This is a genomic window from Bermanella marisrubri (genome assembly GCF_012295615.1).
Taxonomy (GTDB): domain Bacteria; phylum Pseudomonadota; class Gammaproteobacteria; order Pseudomonadales; family Oceanobacteraceae; genus Bermanella; species Bermanella marisrubri.
On record NZ_CP051183.1, the window covers coordinates 2,254,567 to 2,271,499 of the forward strand.

The window sequence follows — 16,933 nt, forward strand, 5'->3', positions numbered from 1 at the left end:
TGTTTGTAGCGATCGTTTTTATTTATCAAGCTTATTTATCTGGATTATTGCTCCACATCACGTCGGAAAGAATATTCTGACCACGCACACTGGGGTGGAAGCAATCACCGCCATCGATATCGTTTTTACCAAATGGTGTCGTACCCACAGATGCAACGCCTTCCCCTTGATAATCAGCAACCACTTCAATACCACGAGGGTTTTTGCCATTGGCATTGCTGTTGTAAGCGACTGCTTCCTCTGCCAAGATTTCATTGTAGCGTTTTTGCTTGTCGGAAATGGCTGCGCGACGCTGGCTGATAGTCTCGCCATTCATAACGCTTCCACTAGTTGCAATTGAACAGACATCGAACGAATTCCAAATATTTTCACAGTTGATACCCCAGCTGCCACTTTGCTTATCTAAACCAGCAGGACGTAAGTCTTGGATGCGTGGCACACCACCGATATAAACTGTACCGCCTGTGGGCATAGAGTTCATTAATGTATCTAGACCGGCTTGCACACTTTGACGCCACTGAGAATCACTATAAAGTGGGTTAGAGCAGTTAGCTGGATTTGTACAATCACGATTACAAATATCATTGCCACCCAGTAATACCTCTACGTGATCTGGCACAGGTACTTGCGCTGCTATATTGGCAGTTTGGGTAGCGAAATTATTATTACCACCGCGCATTTCTGAACCAGATGCCGCTGCATTTTTATTCGCGGCGATATTTGCATCTAAGACTTTGTAGCGATCATGAACACTGTTTACATCACGGTCCCAACCATCAAACCATGAGTGTTCTGGTTGATCACCGCCTAACAGACAAAATAAATCCCAAAACCAAACATTCCCTGTACAGTCAGCACCAAAACCCATGGTGATACTGTCACCTGCGGCTGTGGTTTTATCGGGTAGTTCTGCGTGGGCCTGAACCATTAGAGCAATGGTGAATACAGCAAGAAGTAGTCGGCGCATTATCATAAATGGGCTCCTTATATGATGAGTCATCGGCTCCCTATGATTTGTATTATGGGGGAGCCGCGTTGCGGCCAGCACACTCATTCTAGTCAGAGATCAGAAGGTTATATTAGGTCATATAAGCCGAATAACGGAGCTAACTCGCCAACTTTTAGCCACCTGTCGTGGCTTGTGTATATCAACGAGTCTAAGTGATATTTAAAACCACTTTGCCAACCGTATTTCCAGAGCGCAGACATTCAATGGCATCTAATGCTTGTTCAAAATCGTATTCATGACCTACGACAGGAGGATCTATGTCGATACCCCGCATATCCCTTATAAGTGTTGTTAAATAATCAACTTGCTCCCAAAGCCATATCAGATTGAACGCCATTACCGATTTGTTTTCACTGATCATGTCCATAACATCATATTTTGGTCGGTTTATATATTTGAACAATGCGCGAATGTAATTGGGCCGATTTTTTCCGGGCGTGAATTCTGCTGCACCAAATACAATTAACCTGCCCATAGGATTTAAATGCTCAAAACTCGATTTTTGTACTTCACCTCCCACACCATCAAGTACTAAATCGAACCCATCCCCCTGTTGTTTTGCAATCTCATCAACTTGTGTTTTGAATGGTGCCTGACGAACAAATACCTCTTCAAATCCTAGTTGTTGCAGGTAAGCCTGCTTGCGAGGAAGACTAACTGTACCCGTTGGCCTTGCTCCGAGTGCTTTTGCTAGCTTCATGGCTTGCAAGCCAACACCACCTGCCGCGCTATGAATCAGCACCCGTTGATTCATTTTTAGATTTCCTAATTCTCGTAAGGCGTAATAAGCGGTTAGGGTCTGAACAAGATACGCAGCTCCTTGCTGAAAGCTCCAACCTTCAGGTAGAGGAGACAAATAGTGCGCCGTACTATCAATAACAGTACGGTAGCCTCCAAATCGCGTTACCCCCATGACCGCATCACCTACTGCGAAACTAGGATCATGACTTTCTACTACGACACCACTGAATTCCAAACCAGGTACAAAGGCCCCCTCAGGTGTAGCGCTATAAAGACCAGTCAATGCAAATATATCCGCAAAGTTTAGACCCACAGCTTTTACTTCGACGCGTATGTTCTCGGCTGACAAGCTAGCTAAATCTGTCTCGTGTAGGAACAATCGGCTAATTGCTCCAGCCTTGGGAGTACGCCATTCACGCTTTCTCATAACTTCTCCTTATTAGAGATATAATGACATAGCTCGTTTGTGATGGAAAAACAGAGTTTCATACTACGGTGGCACACAAAGACTAGAGCTTTGTGATATGAAACGGTAATCTTCTCGTACTAGACTCGGAAAACCGATTTTCAGAAAACACAAAGCGAGATATGGCATGGATAAACGCCCTCCTAGTAAACCGTATGATTACCTTTTAGGCATCCTGAGTTCTGTGGTCTTGCTCGGCCACACAGTCTTGTTGGGCGTCTTTCTCTATGTATTCATCTTGCTTAAATGGGCATTGCCCGGCAAAGGCAGAGATTTTGGTGATTGGGGGGTGCATTACATAGCATTTCATTGGCTAGACGGCATTCTTTGGTGGATCGAACACATTTACCGTCCAAAGTGGCAATTAAATGGCCTTAGCGAGGGCAACCCAAAAGGCTGGTATCTTATTACCGCGAATCATCAAAGCTGGGTCGACATTTTCGTGCTATACAATCTTTATCACGGAAAAGTGCCATTTTTGAAATTTTTCATCAAAGATGAACTCAAGTATATTCCAATCGTAGGTCAGGCATGGAAAGCCCTCGATTTCCCTTTCATGAAGCGCTACAGCAAGAGCTTTTTAAAAAAGCATCCTGAACGTGCAGGTGACGATTTAAAAGAAACCCAAGAGGCCTGTGAAAAGTTTTCACGTATGCCAACCAGTGTCATGAACTTTTTAGAAGGCACGCGTTTTACGAAAGAGAAGCATGCTGCGCAAAAGAGCCAATATAAGCATCTACTGCGACCAAAAGCCGGTGGCTTGGCGTTCGCTATGCAGGCACTGGGTGACAAGTTCGACACCCTGACTAACGTGACCATCGTTTATCCCGGTGGTGTGCCCAACTTCTGGGATTGTTTGTGCGGTCGACTAGGTACGATTGTTGTGCGTTGCGAAGAAGTACCTATCCCTGCTGCTTACAGTCAAGGTAGTTACCAAGACGATCGAGAATTACGAGTGCAAATTCAGAATTGGGTATCCGACATTTGGTTAAACAAGGACCATCAAATCACCCAAGTCTTACATGAATACGAGACCAAGAACAAAAGCAACGAATCTGGTGTTCCCCTAGACATATAATCTAGTAATCCACCAATAACTCATAACAAAAAGGCCTGATCACTCAGGCCTTTTTGTTATGAGTCGGTGCTTCACACCATTGATCACCTTGCTATACTCAAAACACATATAATTTTTTTGCATCTACTCCTTGTGCTTTCACTATTGAAGATTTTTAACTGTTTATTATTACTCTTAGTTAGTGGAAGTTGCTTTTCTATCACAGTAAGCAAAGACACTCTTAATCAAGCCATTTGGCAAGATGCTAGCATTTTCATAGACGCGTCACGCCAAACAACCATTGAAGATGTCATTGATCCCATTAAAACGCCTTTCCGACCCATGATAAAAGGCGATCTAAACCCGGGCGTATCCGGCAATAAATACTGGCTTAAATTTCCTATTCGAACTGACTTTGATGATCCACATCACTGGATCATGCATGCAGAGGTCAGCTACTTAGACTACATGAACGTCTATTTAGTATCTGATGGGGAAGTGGTTCATCGCTATATCAATTCAGATCAAGATAGCTTTGCGCAAAGAAGCTTAGATTATCGACTCTTGAACACAACCCATTTCCATCCTGCGAACACCCAATACACTGCCTATGTCGAAACAGGCATGCTAAAAGCGGACACGTTGTCGCTAAATATTCGCATAAGCGATGTGGTCAAGTTCGAGCGATTTAGCAAGCGAGAACAAATGATTTTGGGCATGTTTTTTGGGGCATGTCTAACCCTGATGCTCATTAGTGCCCTGCTTGGATGGATTCTTCGCAGCAATATATACGTTATTTACAGTGGCTATTTGCTAACAAACGCTTTTCTTTGGGGCTTTCTGAATGGCTATGTCTTCCAGTTTTTATTCCCCCAGTTTGGTCCGTTTATTAATCATAGTTATCATATCGTCTATTTCGCTTTCGCCATCATGGCAATTCAATTTAGTCGCTCATATTTAGAAACGAAAAACCTCAGCCCAACATTGGACAAGATTTTAAAGTGGATTCAGATTGTCTTTACTATCGGCATCATAATTCGACTATTCGGCATTTATGCCTTCCCTACTTATCTATCTTTTATAGCAATATTATCTCTTTGCTTCTTACCAGTTGTCGGCTATTTCTGTTTTATAAAAGGGGCGACCTATGCTAAATGGTATATTGTTGCTTGGGTCATTTATGCTATTACACTTTTTTTATCGGCGTTAGCTGCACTAAGCAATACCATTGAATGGGGTATGAAACCCTTACTTGCTGCCCAGTTTGCTAGTCTCTTAGAATCATTTCTACTCGCACTAGCACTAATAGAAAAAGTTAAGCAGCTAAACTCTGAAATAAGTATCGTTACGCAAGACTCTATGCGTGACGAATTGACTCAACTTGTTAATCGACGATTCCTCAATAATAAAATCACACAAATTTTCAAACACTTAAGACATGATGAATCTCTTTCACTGATTCTCATTGATGCCGATTTTTTTAAACAAATAAACGATCAGTATGGCCACACTGTAGGCGATAAGGTTCTTATTCACCTTGCTGACACGATTCGAGAAATGACACGCCCGCAAGATGTAGTGGCTCGATACGGGGGAGAAGAATTCGTTATGATACTAAGAACTTTTGATCAAGAATCAGTGAAAACAATAGCGGAACGACTACGACATCATGTGAAAACAAAACCATATAAAGATGAGCAGTATGAAATCACTCTATCTGTCAGTTTAGGAGTATGTCCGATAGAAGGCAGGGATCTCACCCAAGCAATACAATACGCTGACATTGCGCTTTACCATGCGAAGTCCATTGGCAGAGATACAGCGTGTATATACATTCCAGAAACACACAAGGTGGACGTCATAGCGTCCACCTTGTGATTACTTTGAAATGAATTAAAGAAAAGAGCCTACTTCTTACCCATTGCTTTTTCAAAACCCTCTAAAGTCTCTGGTTTTGGTGGACCAGACAACTTAGAGGCGACGACAATGGCGATGGTTGCAAGTAAGAAACCAGGAATGATTTCGTACAAGTCTAGAATACCGCCAGACAAGTTGCCCCAAATCACCACGGTTGTACCGCCAACCACGATACCGGCAACGGCACCTGCTTTCGTCATGTCTTTCCAGTAAAGCGAAAGAATTAATGCAGGACCGAAGGCAGCACCAAAACCAGCCCATGCATAGGACACAAGTTCAAGCACTTGGCTATCCGGATCCATGGCAAGAGCAGCAGCAACAACAGCGATACCTACCACAGCTAAACGACCCACCATAACTAGTTCTTTTTGTGGGGCATCAGTTTTAAACAACGCTTTATAAAAGTCCTCAGCCAATGCAGAAGACGATACAAGCAATTGGGAATCTGCCGTTGACATAATTGCCGCGAGAATGGCAGCCAATAAAATACCTGAAATAACCGGGTGGAATAATGCATCCACTAGCAGCATGAAGGCTTTCTCTCCGTCTTCTAACGGAGTATCAAAGTAACCAATGGCTGCGAAACCTACCAATAAAGCACCCAATAAGCCGAAACCACTCCAAGTAACCGCAACGCGACGTGCGGTAGGAATATCATCCTCACTCCGAATCGCTTTAAAGCGCGCGAGGATGTGAGGCTGACCAAAATAACCTAAACCCCAACCTAGCAAGGATAAAATACCAATAGTGGTCATGGCAGTACCATCGGTGCTCGTAAAGGCATCAAGTAATTCTGGATTTTTTGCTGCCATCGCTTCAGTAGTTGCACCCCATCCGCCTTCTGCATTCATAGCAATAATGGGCACTAGAAGTAATGCCGCGAACATGAGCAGGCCTTGAATAACGTCTGTCCATGCCACCGCCAGGAAGCCACCGAAGAAGGTGTAAGAAACCACCGCTATGGTGCCGATGATCACTGCCCACGTATAATCCAAACCAAATACGGTTTCGAATAATTTACCGCCTGCTACTAGACCCGAACTGGTGTAGAACAAGAAAAAGAGCAAAATGAAGAACGCTGACACAACACGTAGAATACGCTGGGTATCATGAAAACGATTTTCGAAGTAAGAAGGCATGGTCAAGGAATCGCTAGCCGATAAAGAATACGTCCTCAAGCGCTGAGCGACAAATAACCAGTTTAGATACGTACCAACCAACAAACCTACAGCAATCCAAACCGCTTCATAACCAGCAGCATAAGCATATCCAGGTAGGCCAAGTAATAACCAACCACTCATATCGGAAGCACCCGCACTTAAGGCTGAAGGTACAGGCCCTAAGCTACGCCCGCCTATAATATAGTCGGACAAATTAGATGTTCGCTGATAGGCAATATAGCCTATTGCCAGCATGAGAATGAGATATAACCCGAAGGTTATACTCACACCTATGTTTCCATCGATCATAATGCTTCTCCTCGGCTACTTGTTTTTATTGGCATAAACCCCTCTGCTTATACCTTCTCCACACCCAGTGACAGTAATGAGGCATTACCACCTACTGCAGTCGTGTTTATGGTTCTCACACGTTCAGTTGCAAAACGCGTAAGATAATTAGGCCCACCTGCTTTCGGACCAGTACCAGAGAGTCCGCGCCCACCAAATGGCTGAACACCTACCACTGCACCAATCTGATTTCGGTTAATGTAACAGTTACCTACTTTAACTCTTTGCTCGATATAAGCCGCTGTTGCTTCACTGCGACTATGAATACCAAGCGTTAGGCCATAACCTGCTTTGTTAATTTCGGCAATAACATCATCAAGTTTTTCGGCTTCGTAATGAACGATATGAAGGATGGGTCCAAAATGCTCTTTGCTTAAATCGGCCATGCTGTTAATACGGAATGCACAAGGCGTGATGAAATAGCCAGAATTACACTCTTCTGTAAGATGCGCTTTGGCGACGAGGTCAAATTTCGCTTTCATCTCATCCACATGGCTTTGCAAACCTGCTAGCGCTTCATCATCGATTACAGGGCCCACATCGGTACGATGATAGGCAGGGTCGCCAACAATCAATTCATCCATAGCACCTTGCAACAAGGTTTCGACTCGCTCTGCTACATCTTTCTGGATATAAAGCACACGTAACGCGGAACATCGTTGGCCAGCGCTGGCAAACGAAGATTGCAATACATCTCCTACCACCTGCTCCGGTAAAGCACTACTATCTACAATCATCGCGTTTTGACCACCTGTTTCGGCAATCAACGGAACAATGGCACCTTCACGTTGTGCTAACGTCTTGTTTAAGAGATGTGCGACTTGAGTAGAACCCGTAAAGGCAATACCAGCAATATCTTCATGAGGCGTTAAAATACCACCGATTTTAGCGCCATCACCGGGTAACAGTTGAATCACATTTTTGGGGAAACCGGCCTCTAGCATAAGCTCCACTGCACGATGCGCTACTAGGCTGGTTTGCTCTGCTGGTTTAGCAATGACCGTATTACCTGCCATTAAAGCAGCCATGATTTGCCCACTGAAAATAGCGAGAGGGAAGTTCCATGGGCTAATACAAAAGAACACACCTCGACCTTCCATATAGTGTTCATTGCTTTCCCCTGTCGGGCCTGGCAACAAGGTTGCTTCTTCAAATTGCTTAACGCCTTGCTGAGCGTAATAGCGACAAAAATCAACCGCTTCACGTACTTCATCAATAGCGTCCTGCATGGTTTTACCCGCCTCACGACAGCAAATGGCCATGAGTTCTTCCATGTTATCTTCCATTAAATCGCCGTACTTCAGTAGGCATTGTGCACGCTGTGAAGCTGGCGTCATGTTCCATGCATCAAAGCCCTGCTTCGCTGTATCTAATGCGGCTTGCACGTGTTTTTCGGTACTCCAAACAACTGAACCAACACTGTCTCCATTATTTTGCGGACTAAGTACTGATTGCTCGTCGCTATCCTTATGAGTCTTACCATTAATGATAGGACCGGCATTCCATTGACATTCACGCCACTTGCCTAATTCATCCATTAATGGATTCAGTTGCGACTCAACGTGAATATTCATGCTACGAGAATTTTTACGGTTTTCTGGATATATATTAGGTGGCAGTGGAATCCGATCATTAGCCAACGATTTATATTTCTGCAAATCATCTACTGGATCATGAACCAAATCATCAATGGGGGTTTTCGCATCAACTAAGCGATGCACAAATGAGGAGTTTGCTCCGTTCTCTAACAAACGACGCACTAAATACGGTAACAAATCCTTGTGTGCGCCAACCGGAGCATAAATACGCACTGGCATATTTTTATTTTCTAAAATGTGATCATATAGAGCATCACCCATACCGTGTAAGCGCTGACACTCCACTTGGCGCCCGCTCTGATCTGCCAATTCAAGCACTGTCGCCACTGTATGCGCATTGTGGCTTGCTAATTGTGGGTATAAATTTCCTTTGGTGTGATCACTTAGTAAAAACTTTAAGCACGCAAGATAGGAGACATCTGTTGCTTCTTTACGGGTAAACACAGGGTAACCATCGAGACCCATTTGCTGACATATTTTTATTTCTGTATCCCAATACGCCCCTTTTACCAAACGAATGGGGATCTCGCGACCTTGCTCTGCCGCTAACTTATTTAACCAGCACAGTACCGGTAACGCTCGTTTACTATAAGCTTGGATGACCATGCCGAACTTATCCCAACCTTGGCACACGTCTGACTTGAATATTTTCTCAAACAAATGCAATGAGAGCTCAAGACGATCCATTTCCTCAGCATCAATGGTCACTGCGACATTCTTATCTTTTGCTATCTGCAACAACCCACAAACAGTTTTGTATAATTCGTCCATGACGCGATCTTCTTGCGCCACCTCATAGCGTGGATGAAGAGCAGATAATTTAATCGATATAGAAGGTGCTGGCTGATCTTTGGTTGGAAAATCGTCATCGCCTACTGCTTTAATGGCGTTAACATACTCTTCTAGATAGCGTGCTGCATCGTCTTCGGTCATGGCCGCTTCGCCAAGCATATCGAATGAGTATGTGTAACCTTTTTTACGATACTCCTTAGCGTTTTTTAATGCTTCTTTAATATTACGACCCAGTACAAACTGACTACCCATGATACCCATGGCTTTATACATTGCGCTGCGAATAACTGGTTCGCCACTGCGTTTTACCAAACGCTTCCATATACTTGATGGTGTTCCATCAAGTTGTTTGTCCATTTTAACGACTTTGCCTGTAAGCATCAGGCCCCATGTGGAAGCATTTACGAGAGTAGATTCACTACGGCCGACGTGTTTCTTCCAATCTGCGTTGGATAGTTTATCTTCAATCAGCGCATCAGCCGTGTGGCTATCAGGAATACGCATCAAGGCTTCAGCCAAACACATTAGAAGAATGCCTTCTTCCGTGTCCAAACTATATTCTTGTAATAATGCATCGACCATATGTACCGCATCGTCTTGAGCACGGACACCCTTGATCATTTTCGTGGCGCGATTACGAATGTTTTTCTTTTCTGAATCTGTACTCTTAGCGACTTCTATCAGCTCTTTTACATAAGAGTCTTCATCTACTGCGTAATTTTCAACAATGTATTGCCAAAACGTATCTCTCTCCTGAGATTGAAATTTGTTCTCCATGACCTGACTGGCAGTAAACATGTATACCTCCGAGAAGTTCGCTTTTCACCATCCTGACATTGATGGGGCTTACATGTAAAGATAGTCGTTAATTGACTATTCGGTTGGGTTTTTTATGCATTAAAAGCGCCAATTTAAGAAGACGTAGCAATCAACGGGGCTTGTGGCTACACTCTGTGAGATTTTTTAATAAATATCCTTGATGCAAGTGAAATTATTGAGATTTTTTGATGATTATTATCGAAACAGTTGCTCCGGCCTCTAGCCAAGATGCAGTTACACGCATCGCTAAACAAAACAACATTCCTGATTATTGGATCAGCAGTCAAAGTGAGAAACAAATCGCGATCAAAATGCTGGTTGAAAAAGCGCGTTCGCAAAAAGTTCTCGATCAACTGCAAGGCCAAATGGAAGGAAAAACTAATTTCCGAGTTATTGCATATCCGTTAGAAGTTGCCCTACCTTACGAAGCCAAAACTCAAGCATCTGTCAGTCGCGAAGCGCTATTGAATCAACTATCTGGCCATGCAAATGCAGACAGTCACTATCTCATGCTGGTTGTATTATCCACTTTAGTGGCTGCCATTGGCTTAATTGAGAACAACGTGGCTGTGATCATCGGCGCCATGGTGATTGCACCGCTATTGGGTCCTAACTTGGCTCTATCGTTAGCAACGACTTTGGGTAACCTTGGAACAATCACGAGAGCATTTAAAACCCTCGTGATTGGTGTTGGCCTAGCCATTGGTTTATCTGTTTTATTAGGTTGGTTTTATCCTACTATTGAATTTGGTCCTGAGTTATTATCACGCACCACGGTCGGCCCCGGAAGCTTAGCACTGGCATTAGCTTCTGGCGCGGCAGGTGCGCTTTCGATCACCACTGGAGTTTCCAGCGTTTTAGTAGGTGTCATGGTTGCCGTTGCTTTGTTACCGCCTGCGGTAACATTAGGAATTAGTTTAGGCCTGAACTATTTAGACTTTGCAAAAGGTGCCGGATTATTACTATTAATTAATATTGCATCTGTGAACCTTACAGCCCAACTAGTCATGCGCTTTAAAGGGATTCAGCCGCGCGGTGATGATAATAGAAAAAAAGCGTTACTTATCTTTCTATTGGGCTTGCTGATCTGGCTAATACTCATTGCATACCTTGTCATCATTTTCTTTTAGAATAAAAAAGCCCGCTCAATAGAGCAGGCTTTTTATATAACTGAGAATCGATAACTTCATTAAAAGTTAGCCGGTGTTGTCGACGACACCAAGCGGCATTCTTCATCAAATGGATTGTGAAAACGGTGTGGACGACTGGACTCAAAATAATAACCCTGTCCCGCTTCCACGATATAGGTTTCCTCATCCACAGTGAGCTCTAACTTACCCGAAAGTACGTAGCCTGCTTCTTCTCCGTCGTGAGTATACAGTTCTGCACCGGTACCAGCACCGGGAGGTAAACACTCTACAAGAAATGTCATAGCACGATTATGAAAATCTTTACCGATTAACTTAAACTCTACACTTTCTACAGAGGAATCAAGAAATTCTTCCGCTGGGTATACAACGGGAGTGGCGGTTTGACTGGTATCTTCAGTCTCAAAAAATTCAGTAAGAGATAACGGAATTCCGCCGAGCACCTTCTTTAAAGAGCTCACACTAGGACTCACGCTATTCTTTTCAATCATAGAGATGGTGGAATTAGTAACGCCTGCGCGCTTTGCTAACTCACGCTGGGACAAGCCAGATTTCTTGCGTACTTCTTTTAATCGGGTGCCTACATCCAATGTTTCGATCCTCTTTATCAAGGGAGCCGCCAAGTATAGGCAGCATTACATATGCTTACAATTGGAGAAACCCAGCCAATTGACATTTTTTAACCAACTCTCTTCCATAAAAGCGACGACTGAGGTAGATTGTAAATTATAATCAACACCAAATGTTAGTATTTTTAACAAACAGGTCAGAATCATGCTTAACCCGAGAACCCACTCAAAAGAGCATGCGGATTCTTATTACGCCGCTACTCGTGCCTATGCAATCGAATATCCTGAGCTAGAAGGCCAACATGATACCGATATTTGCGTCATAGGGGGCGGATTTAGTGGCGTAAACACAGCATTAGAGTTGGCTGAACGCGGATTTAAAATCACTTTAATCGAAGCTTACCGCATCGGTTGGGGTGCTTCAGGTCGAAATGGCGGTCAATTAATTCGTGGCATTGGCCATGGGTTGGAGCAATTTCGAAATCAAATTGGTGATGAAGGCATCAACAATATTCACCAAATGGGTTTTGAGGCAGTAGAAATTGTTAAAGAGCGTGTTAAAAAATATGACATCCAGTGCGATCTTAAAATGGGATATTGTGATCTCGCCAATAAGCCTCGGCATATGCGTGAGTTCGAAGAGGAATTAGAGTGGCTAGATAAAATGGGTTATCCCTATGAGTCTCGCCTATTGCAAAAAGATGAAATGCAGCAAGTGGTAGGCAGTGATTTTTATATCGGCGGACTAACTGATATGGGGTCTGGCCACGTTCACCCACTCAATCTAGTAACCGGTGAAGCTGCAGCAGCCGCAAATTTAGGCGTGACAATCTTTGAACAAAGCCCAGTAACTGATATTGAATACGCCCATGAACGCAATAGCGACCAACATAAAATCAGCACAAAAAAAGGCTATGTTACTGCAAATCAATTGGTCATCTGTGGCAACGCTTATGTGGCGGGATTAGATAAAGAATTAGAAGGTACAGTACTGCCCGCTGGCAGCTACGTGATTGCAACTGAACCTTTAAGCGAAGAGATTGCCAATAAGGTTTTACCGCAAGATATGGCGGTATGCGATCAAAGGGTCGATCTAGATTACTACCGATTGAGCGCCGACCGTCGACTGTTATTTGGTGGCTTGTGTACTTATAGCGGCCGAGACCCCAAATCCATTATCGATGCCTTGCGTCCCAACATGGATCGTGTTTTCCCTTACTTGAAAGATGTCAAAATCGATTTTCAATGGGGAGGCATGATTGGCATTGGTGCAAACCGTTTTCCTCAAGTAGGTCGATTGCATCCTTCTGTTTATTATGCTCAAGCTTATTCAGGTCATGGCGTAAACGCCACCCACATGGCCGCTAAAATTATTGCGGAGGCCATCAACGATGAAACTAATCGCATCAATGATTACGACAAAATTAAACATATGCGCTTCCCTGGTGGTCGTCATTTCCGTTCACCTATGTTAGCCGTAGGCATGCTTTATCATCGCTTTAAAGATCTATTCTAAACACTCAATGGAATAATAATATTCAAGGATGAAATGCATACCTATCGCCTATCAAAGTACACAATACCAAGCATGCCTTAAGCTACGAGATCGTATTTTAAGGCAGCCCCTTGGGCTCTCTCTTAGCGAACAAGACGTCGCCCACGAAGATCAGCAAAAGCACTTTGCGGTAATCAATGATGACGAGCAGGTTATTGCTTGTGTGGTTTTTAAAACCCCTAATCCTCAACTAGCTACACTTCGACAATTTGCTGTTGATGATCACTACCAAGGCCAAAATCTTGGGCGCTTATTGCTTGAATTTTGCGAAGCCGAATTAAAACAGCAAGGCATTGAAATCATCGATATGGCAGCAAGAAAAGTGGCTGTAGGCTTTTATGAAAAGTTGGGCTATCAAACGGATGGTGAGTATTATACCGCTGTTGGTATTCCACACATTAAGATGTGGAAGCGCATTGCTATTTAATTTAGTTTACTCAACATGCTTTTAAGTGTTGGCGTTATCTCTAGCGAGCGTACATGGATGTACTTGTAGCGTCCGCGAGTAGAGAGCGCCAATACTAAAAAAGCGAGCTTTTGCGTAACCACGCAACGCCGCTCGCTTTACAATTAGTGTTCAAAAGGCATTTATAAAAACGAGACACAACTTTCGAAAACCATAAACGATATCGAAAATCCCATTATAGGATTTTCGATATCAAGAGCTTGTATTAAATCTTAATCCAAGTCGCTTTCACTTCACTGTATTTCTCAAACGCATGCAGTGATTTATCTCGACCATTACCACTTTGCTTGTAGCCACCAAATGGTGCCGTCATATCGCCCTGATCGTACTCATTGATCCAGACCATGCCAGCTTTGATACCTTTTGCAAAGCGATGGGCTCGAGTAAGGTTATTCGTCCACACTCCAGAAGCTAAACCATAAATACTGTCATTACATAGCTGCAATGCTTCTTCATCGGTTTTAAAACGAATCACCGAAAGTACAGGGCCAAAGATTTCTTCCTTAACGATGCTCATGTGTGGCTGTGCATCTTCGAAAATAGTTGGCTCTAAGAAATAACCGCCTTCGGCTAGTTCAACACGATTACCGCCTACAGTTAGGTTTGCACCCTCTTCTTTACCTTTTTCAATAAAAGAAAGCACACGATTCAATTGATCTTCATCGACAATAGCACCGACATTGGTTTCTGGATCCAGCGGATTACCTGCTTTCCATTTACCTAGAGACTGACGAACCTTTTCCATAAACTCGTCATAAATGCTGTCTTCAACCAATAGACGAGAACCCGCCGTACAAACTTCACCTTGGTTAAAACAAATGGCAGCAGCAGCAGCATCCGCCGCTAGGTCTAAGTCTGGCGCGTCTGCGAACACCACATGCGGTGACTTACCACCAGCTTCCGACCAAATACGTTTCATGTTCGATTGACCAGCGTAAATCATTAGCTGTTTAGCAACATTGGTTGATCCCGTGAATACCAGGGTATCGACATCCATGTGCAAGGCTAACGCCTTCCCAGCCGTATGACCAAAGCCCGGAAGAATATTGAACACACCATCGGGAATGCCTGCTTCTTTGGCTAATTGACCAAGCTTAATAGCGGTAAGCGGGGATTTCTCTGAAGGTTTTAGAATAACCGAATTCCCCATTGCCAGCGCAGGGGAAAACTTCCAAGAGGCCATGATCATTGGAAAGTTCCAAGGTACAATGGCCGCAACCACACCAACGGGTTCGCGGGTGATCATACCGATTTCATTTTCTGACGTTGGCGCAATTTCATCGTAAACTTTATCCACGGCCTCAGCTGTCCAACGTACCGCTCGCAAAGTACCACCAATGTCGGCTGACAGTGCGTCACTAATCGGCTTGCCCATATCGAGAGTTTCCAATAAAGCCAGCTCTTCTTGGTTAGCTTCGATTAGATCAGCAAACTTTAGCAATACTTGCTTGCGCTCCGCTGGCGCTTTTTGCGACCAAACCCCACTATCAAAGGCTGCTCGGGCAAGTTTCACCGCTTCATTCACATCAGCTTCATCACAACTTGCAACATTTGCTAGTACACGGCCGTCTATGGGGCTAATGGTTTCAAAAGTCTCACCACTTTTTGCATCCACCGACTGACCATTAATAAAGGCCTGACCATTAATAGAAAGGCTTGCTGCTTGTTCTTTCCAATACTCGAAAGTGCGCTGACTGGACATTTCGACTCCTAACAACTTAATTATTCAATGTAATTAGGCTCAACATACTGCAAAACACCCATTTATTTCAATATATCGAACACACAAAACACTAAAATTCACAAAAAATACCGTATTGAGAGCATGCCCCATAGGTATTTCATGATTTTCTACAAGTTTTCATGTTTTCAGGGTTGATGTTTTATTTATTTAACATAAACTCGGCAAAACATGTTCAAAATAATATACAGATGACAGAGGTCACCATGTCCACCAGCAAACACGATGCTTTTTGGATGCCATTCACGGCCAACCGCCAATTTAAAGCAGAACCACGCTTAATGGTATCTGCCGAAGGCATGTATTATCAGACGGAAGATGGCCGCAATGTGCTGGATGGCACGGCAGGCCTTTGGTGTGTCAACGCTGGCCATGGGCGCAAGCGTATTTCAGAAGCCGTCGCCAAACAGATTCAACAACTAGACTTTGCTCCCACTTTTCAAATGGGTCATCCACTCCCATTTGAATTAGCTGAGCGTTTAGTAAAGCACACACCGGATGGCCTAAACCGCGTTTTCTTTACCAACTCAGGTTCCGAATCGGCTGACACCTCTCTAAAGATAGCCATTGCCTACCATAAAGCCAAAGGTAACCATGGTAAAACCCGTTTAATTGGTCGTGAAAAGGGTTATCACGGTACCAACTTTGGTGGCATCAGTGTCGGTGGTTTAGGCAATAACCGCAAAAGCTTCGGCTCTCTATTAACAGGTGTGGATCATTTAAAACACGCATGGAAACCAGGCAGTGAATTTACTAAAGGTCTTCCAGAAGACGGCGCAGAAATGGCCGATGAGCTACTGGATATGATCGCCCTTCATGGCGCTGAAACCATTGCCGCCGTCATTGTAGAGCCTATCGTTGGTTCTGGTGGTGTATTCATGCCACCACAAGGTTATTTGAAGCGTTTACGTCAGATCACCGAACAGCATGACATTCTGCTTATTTTCGATGAAGTAATCACGGGCTTCGGTCGTGTGGGCGAAGCCTTCGCTTCAAACCGTATGGGTGTGACGCCAGATATTATGAATACAGCAAAAGGCCTCACCAATGGTGCAATTCCAATGGGTGCGGTGTTCTTACAAGACTTCATTTACGATGCCTTTATGCAAGGCCCTGAAGAAATTATTGAGCTATTCCACGGCTATACTTATAGCGGCCACCCAGTGGCAGCGGCAGCGGGTCTCGCAACACTGGATATTTACGAAGAAGAAAACTTATTCCAAAAAGCACTGCAGTTAGAAAGCTACTGGCAAGAGTCTCTGCACAAACTTCGTGAGCATGGTGTGGTCAAAGATATTCGTAACTATGGTTTAGTCGGTGCAATCGAACTGCATAGTTCAGAGAAATTTGGCGAGCGTGGTTACAAGATATTCAACCATTGCTACTGGAAACAGAATGCATTAGTGCGATGTACTGGCGATACCATTGCAATGTCTCCACCATTGATTCTTGAAGAATCGCACATTGATGAACTAATGAATGCATTGAGCAAATCATTAAGCAATGCATTGTAAGAATTTTCTTAAAAATAAAACGTTTGTAGGTGA

At 43.8% G+C, this 16,933-nt stretch carries 12 protein-coding genes; 6 read left to right on the forward strand and 6 right to left on the reverse strand.

The genetic code is table 11. From position 1 onward, the window contains the following. Nucleotides 1–31: 31 nt before the first annotated feature. Together HF888_RS10435 and HF888_RS10440 are read right to left on the reverse strand one after the other, a co-directional pair. Nucleotides 32–967 (reverse strand): SGNH/GDSL hydrolase family protein, encoded by a 936-nt coding sequence (locus tag HF888_RS10435; RefSeq protein ID WP_244957546.1) that lies wholly within the window; start codon nucleotides 965–967, stop codon nucleotides 32–34. Nucleotides 968–1,157: 190 nt separating this feature from the next. Continuing rightward, complete coding sequence (locus HF888_RS10440; RefSeq protein WP_007017267.1) at nucleotides 1,158–2,177, reverse strand: zinc-binding dehydrogenase; 1,020 nt, start codon at nucleotides 2,175–2,177, stop codon at nucleotides 1,158–1,160. 166 nt (nucleotides 2,178–2,343) lie between these two features. Here HF888_RS10440 and HF888_RS10445 point away from each other — a divergent pair, with 166 nt between their 5' ends. Further along, on the forward strand, nucleotides 2,344–3,294 hold the full coding sequence (locus HF888_RS10445; RefSeq protein ID WP_007017268.1) for an acyltransferase: 951 nt from the start codon (nucleotides 2,344–2,346) through the stop codon (nucleotides 3,292–3,294). A 144-nt stretch (nucleotides 3,295–3,438) separates the two neighbouring features. After that, on the forward strand, nucleotides 3,439–5,151 hold the full coding sequence (locus tag HF888_RS10450) for a sensor domain-containing diguanylate cyclase (RefSeq protein ID WP_165837018.1): 1,713 nt from the start codon (nucleotides 3,439–3,441) through the stop codon (nucleotides 5,149–5,151). 29 nt (nucleotides 5,152–5,180) lie between these two features. Here HF888_RS10450 and putP read toward each other — a convergent pair whose 3' ends face one another. After that, the gene (gene putP, locus HF888_RS10455) at nucleotides 5,181–6,659 is read right to left on the reverse strand and encodes a sodium/proline symporter PutP (RefSeq protein WP_007017270.1); all 1,479 of its coding nucleotides are present in this window, start codon (nucleotides 6,657–6,659) and stop codon (nucleotides 5,181–5,183) included. 47 nt (nucleotides 6,660–6,706) lie between these two features. Then, the gene (gene putA, locus HF888_RS10460) at nucleotides 6,707–9,886 is read right to left on the reverse strand and encodes a bifunctional proline dehydrogenase/L-glutamate gamma-semialdehyde dehydrogenase PutA (protein WP_007017271.1); all 3,180 of its coding nucleotides are present in this window, start codon (nucleotides 9,884–9,886) and stop codon (nucleotides 6,707–6,709) included. A 209-nt stretch (nucleotides 9,887–10,095) separates the two neighbouring features. On the opposite strand from putA, the gene HF888_RS10465 reads away from it, so the two are divergent. Then, nucleotides 10,096–11,037: a TIGR00341 family protein gene (locus HF888_RS10465; protein ID WP_007017272.1), complete on the forward strand. Its 942-nt coding sequence runs from the start codon at nucleotides 10,096–10,098 to the stop codon at nucleotides 11,035–11,037. A 59-nt stretch (nucleotides 11,038–11,096) separates the two neighbouring features. Here the strand turns inward: HF888_RS10465 and HF888_RS10470 are convergent, their stop codons facing one another. Then, a complete protein-coding gene (locus tag HF888_RS10470; protein ID WP_243469368.1) occupies nucleotides 11,097–11,666 on the reverse strand; it encodes a cupin domain-containing protein in 570 nt (189 codons plus the stop codon). 163 nt (nucleotides 11,667–11,829) lie between these two features. On the opposite strand from HF888_RS10470, the gene HF888_RS10475 reads away from it, so the two are divergent. After that, nucleotides 11,830–13,140, forward strand: coding sequence for an NAD(P)/FAD-dependent oxidoreductase (locus HF888_RS10475; protein ID WP_007017274.1), 1,311 nt, complete (start codon nucleotides 11,830–11,832; stop codon nucleotides 13,138–13,140). A gap of 28 nt (nucleotides 13,141–13,168) precedes the next feature. Beyond that, nucleotides 13,169–13,606: a GNAT family N-acetyltransferase gene (locus HF888_RS10480; RefSeq protein ID WP_007017275.1), complete on the forward strand. Its 438-nt coding sequence runs from the start codon at nucleotides 13,169–13,171 to the stop codon at nucleotides 13,604–13,606. 244 nt (nucleotides 13,607–13,850) lie between these two features. On the opposite strand, the gene HF888_RS10485 is transcribed toward HF888_RS10480, so the two are convergent. Beyond that, complete coding sequence (locus HF888_RS10485; RefSeq protein ID WP_007017276.1) at nucleotides 13,851–15,347, reverse strand: aldehyde dehydrogenase; 1,497 nt, start codon at nucleotides 15,345–15,347, stop codon at nucleotides 13,851–13,853. Between the two features lie 245 nt (nucleotides 15,348–15,592). On the opposite strand from HF888_RS10485, the gene aptA reads away from it, so the two are divergent. After that, a complete protein-coding gene (gene aptA, locus HF888_RS10490; protein WP_243469369.1) occupies nucleotides 15,593–16,900 on the forward strand; it encodes an omega-aminotransferase AptA in 1,308 nt (435 codons plus the stop codon). Nucleotides 16,901–16,933 lie beyond the last annotated feature (33 nt).

Coding starts and splice junctions, on each gene's coding strand:
- HF888_RS10465 (WP_007017272.1), top strand. CDS start 10,096: ATGATTATTATCGAAACAGTTGCTCCGGCCTCTAGCCAAGATGCAGTT.
- putA (WP_007017271.1), bottom strand. CDS start 9,886: ATGTTTACTGCCAGTCAGGTCATGGAGAACAAATTTCAATCTCAGGAG.
- HF888_RS10485 (WP_007017276.1), bottom strand. CDS start 15,347: ATGTCCAGTCAGCGCACTTTCGAGTATTGGAAAGAACAAGCAGCAAGC.
- HF888_RS10440 (WP_007017267.1), bottom strand. CDS start 2,177: ATGAGAAAGCGTGAATGGCGTACTCCCAAGGCTGGAGCAATTAGCCGA.
- HF888_RS10475 (WP_007017274.1), top strand. CDS start 11,830: ATGCTTAACCCGAGAACCCACTCAAAAGAGCATGCGGATTCTTATTAC.
- aptA (WP_243469369.1), top strand. CDS start 15,593: ATGTCCACCAGCAAACACGATGCTTTTTGGATGCCATTCACGGCCAAC.
- HF888_RS10445 (WP_007017268.1), top strand. CDS start 2,344: ATGGATAAACGCCCTCCTAGTAAACCGTATGATTACCTTTTAGGCATC.
- putP (WP_007017270.1), bottom strand. CDS start 6,659: ATGATCGATGGAAACATAGGTGTGAGTATAACCTTCGGGTTATATCTC.
- HF888_RS10435 (WP_244957546.1), bottom strand. CDS start 967: ATGCGCCGACTACTTCTTGCTGTATTCACCATTGCTCTAATGGTTCAG.
- HF888_RS10480 (WP_007017275.1), top strand. CDS start 13,169: ATGAAATGCATACCTATCGCCTATCAAAGTACACAATACCAAGCATGC.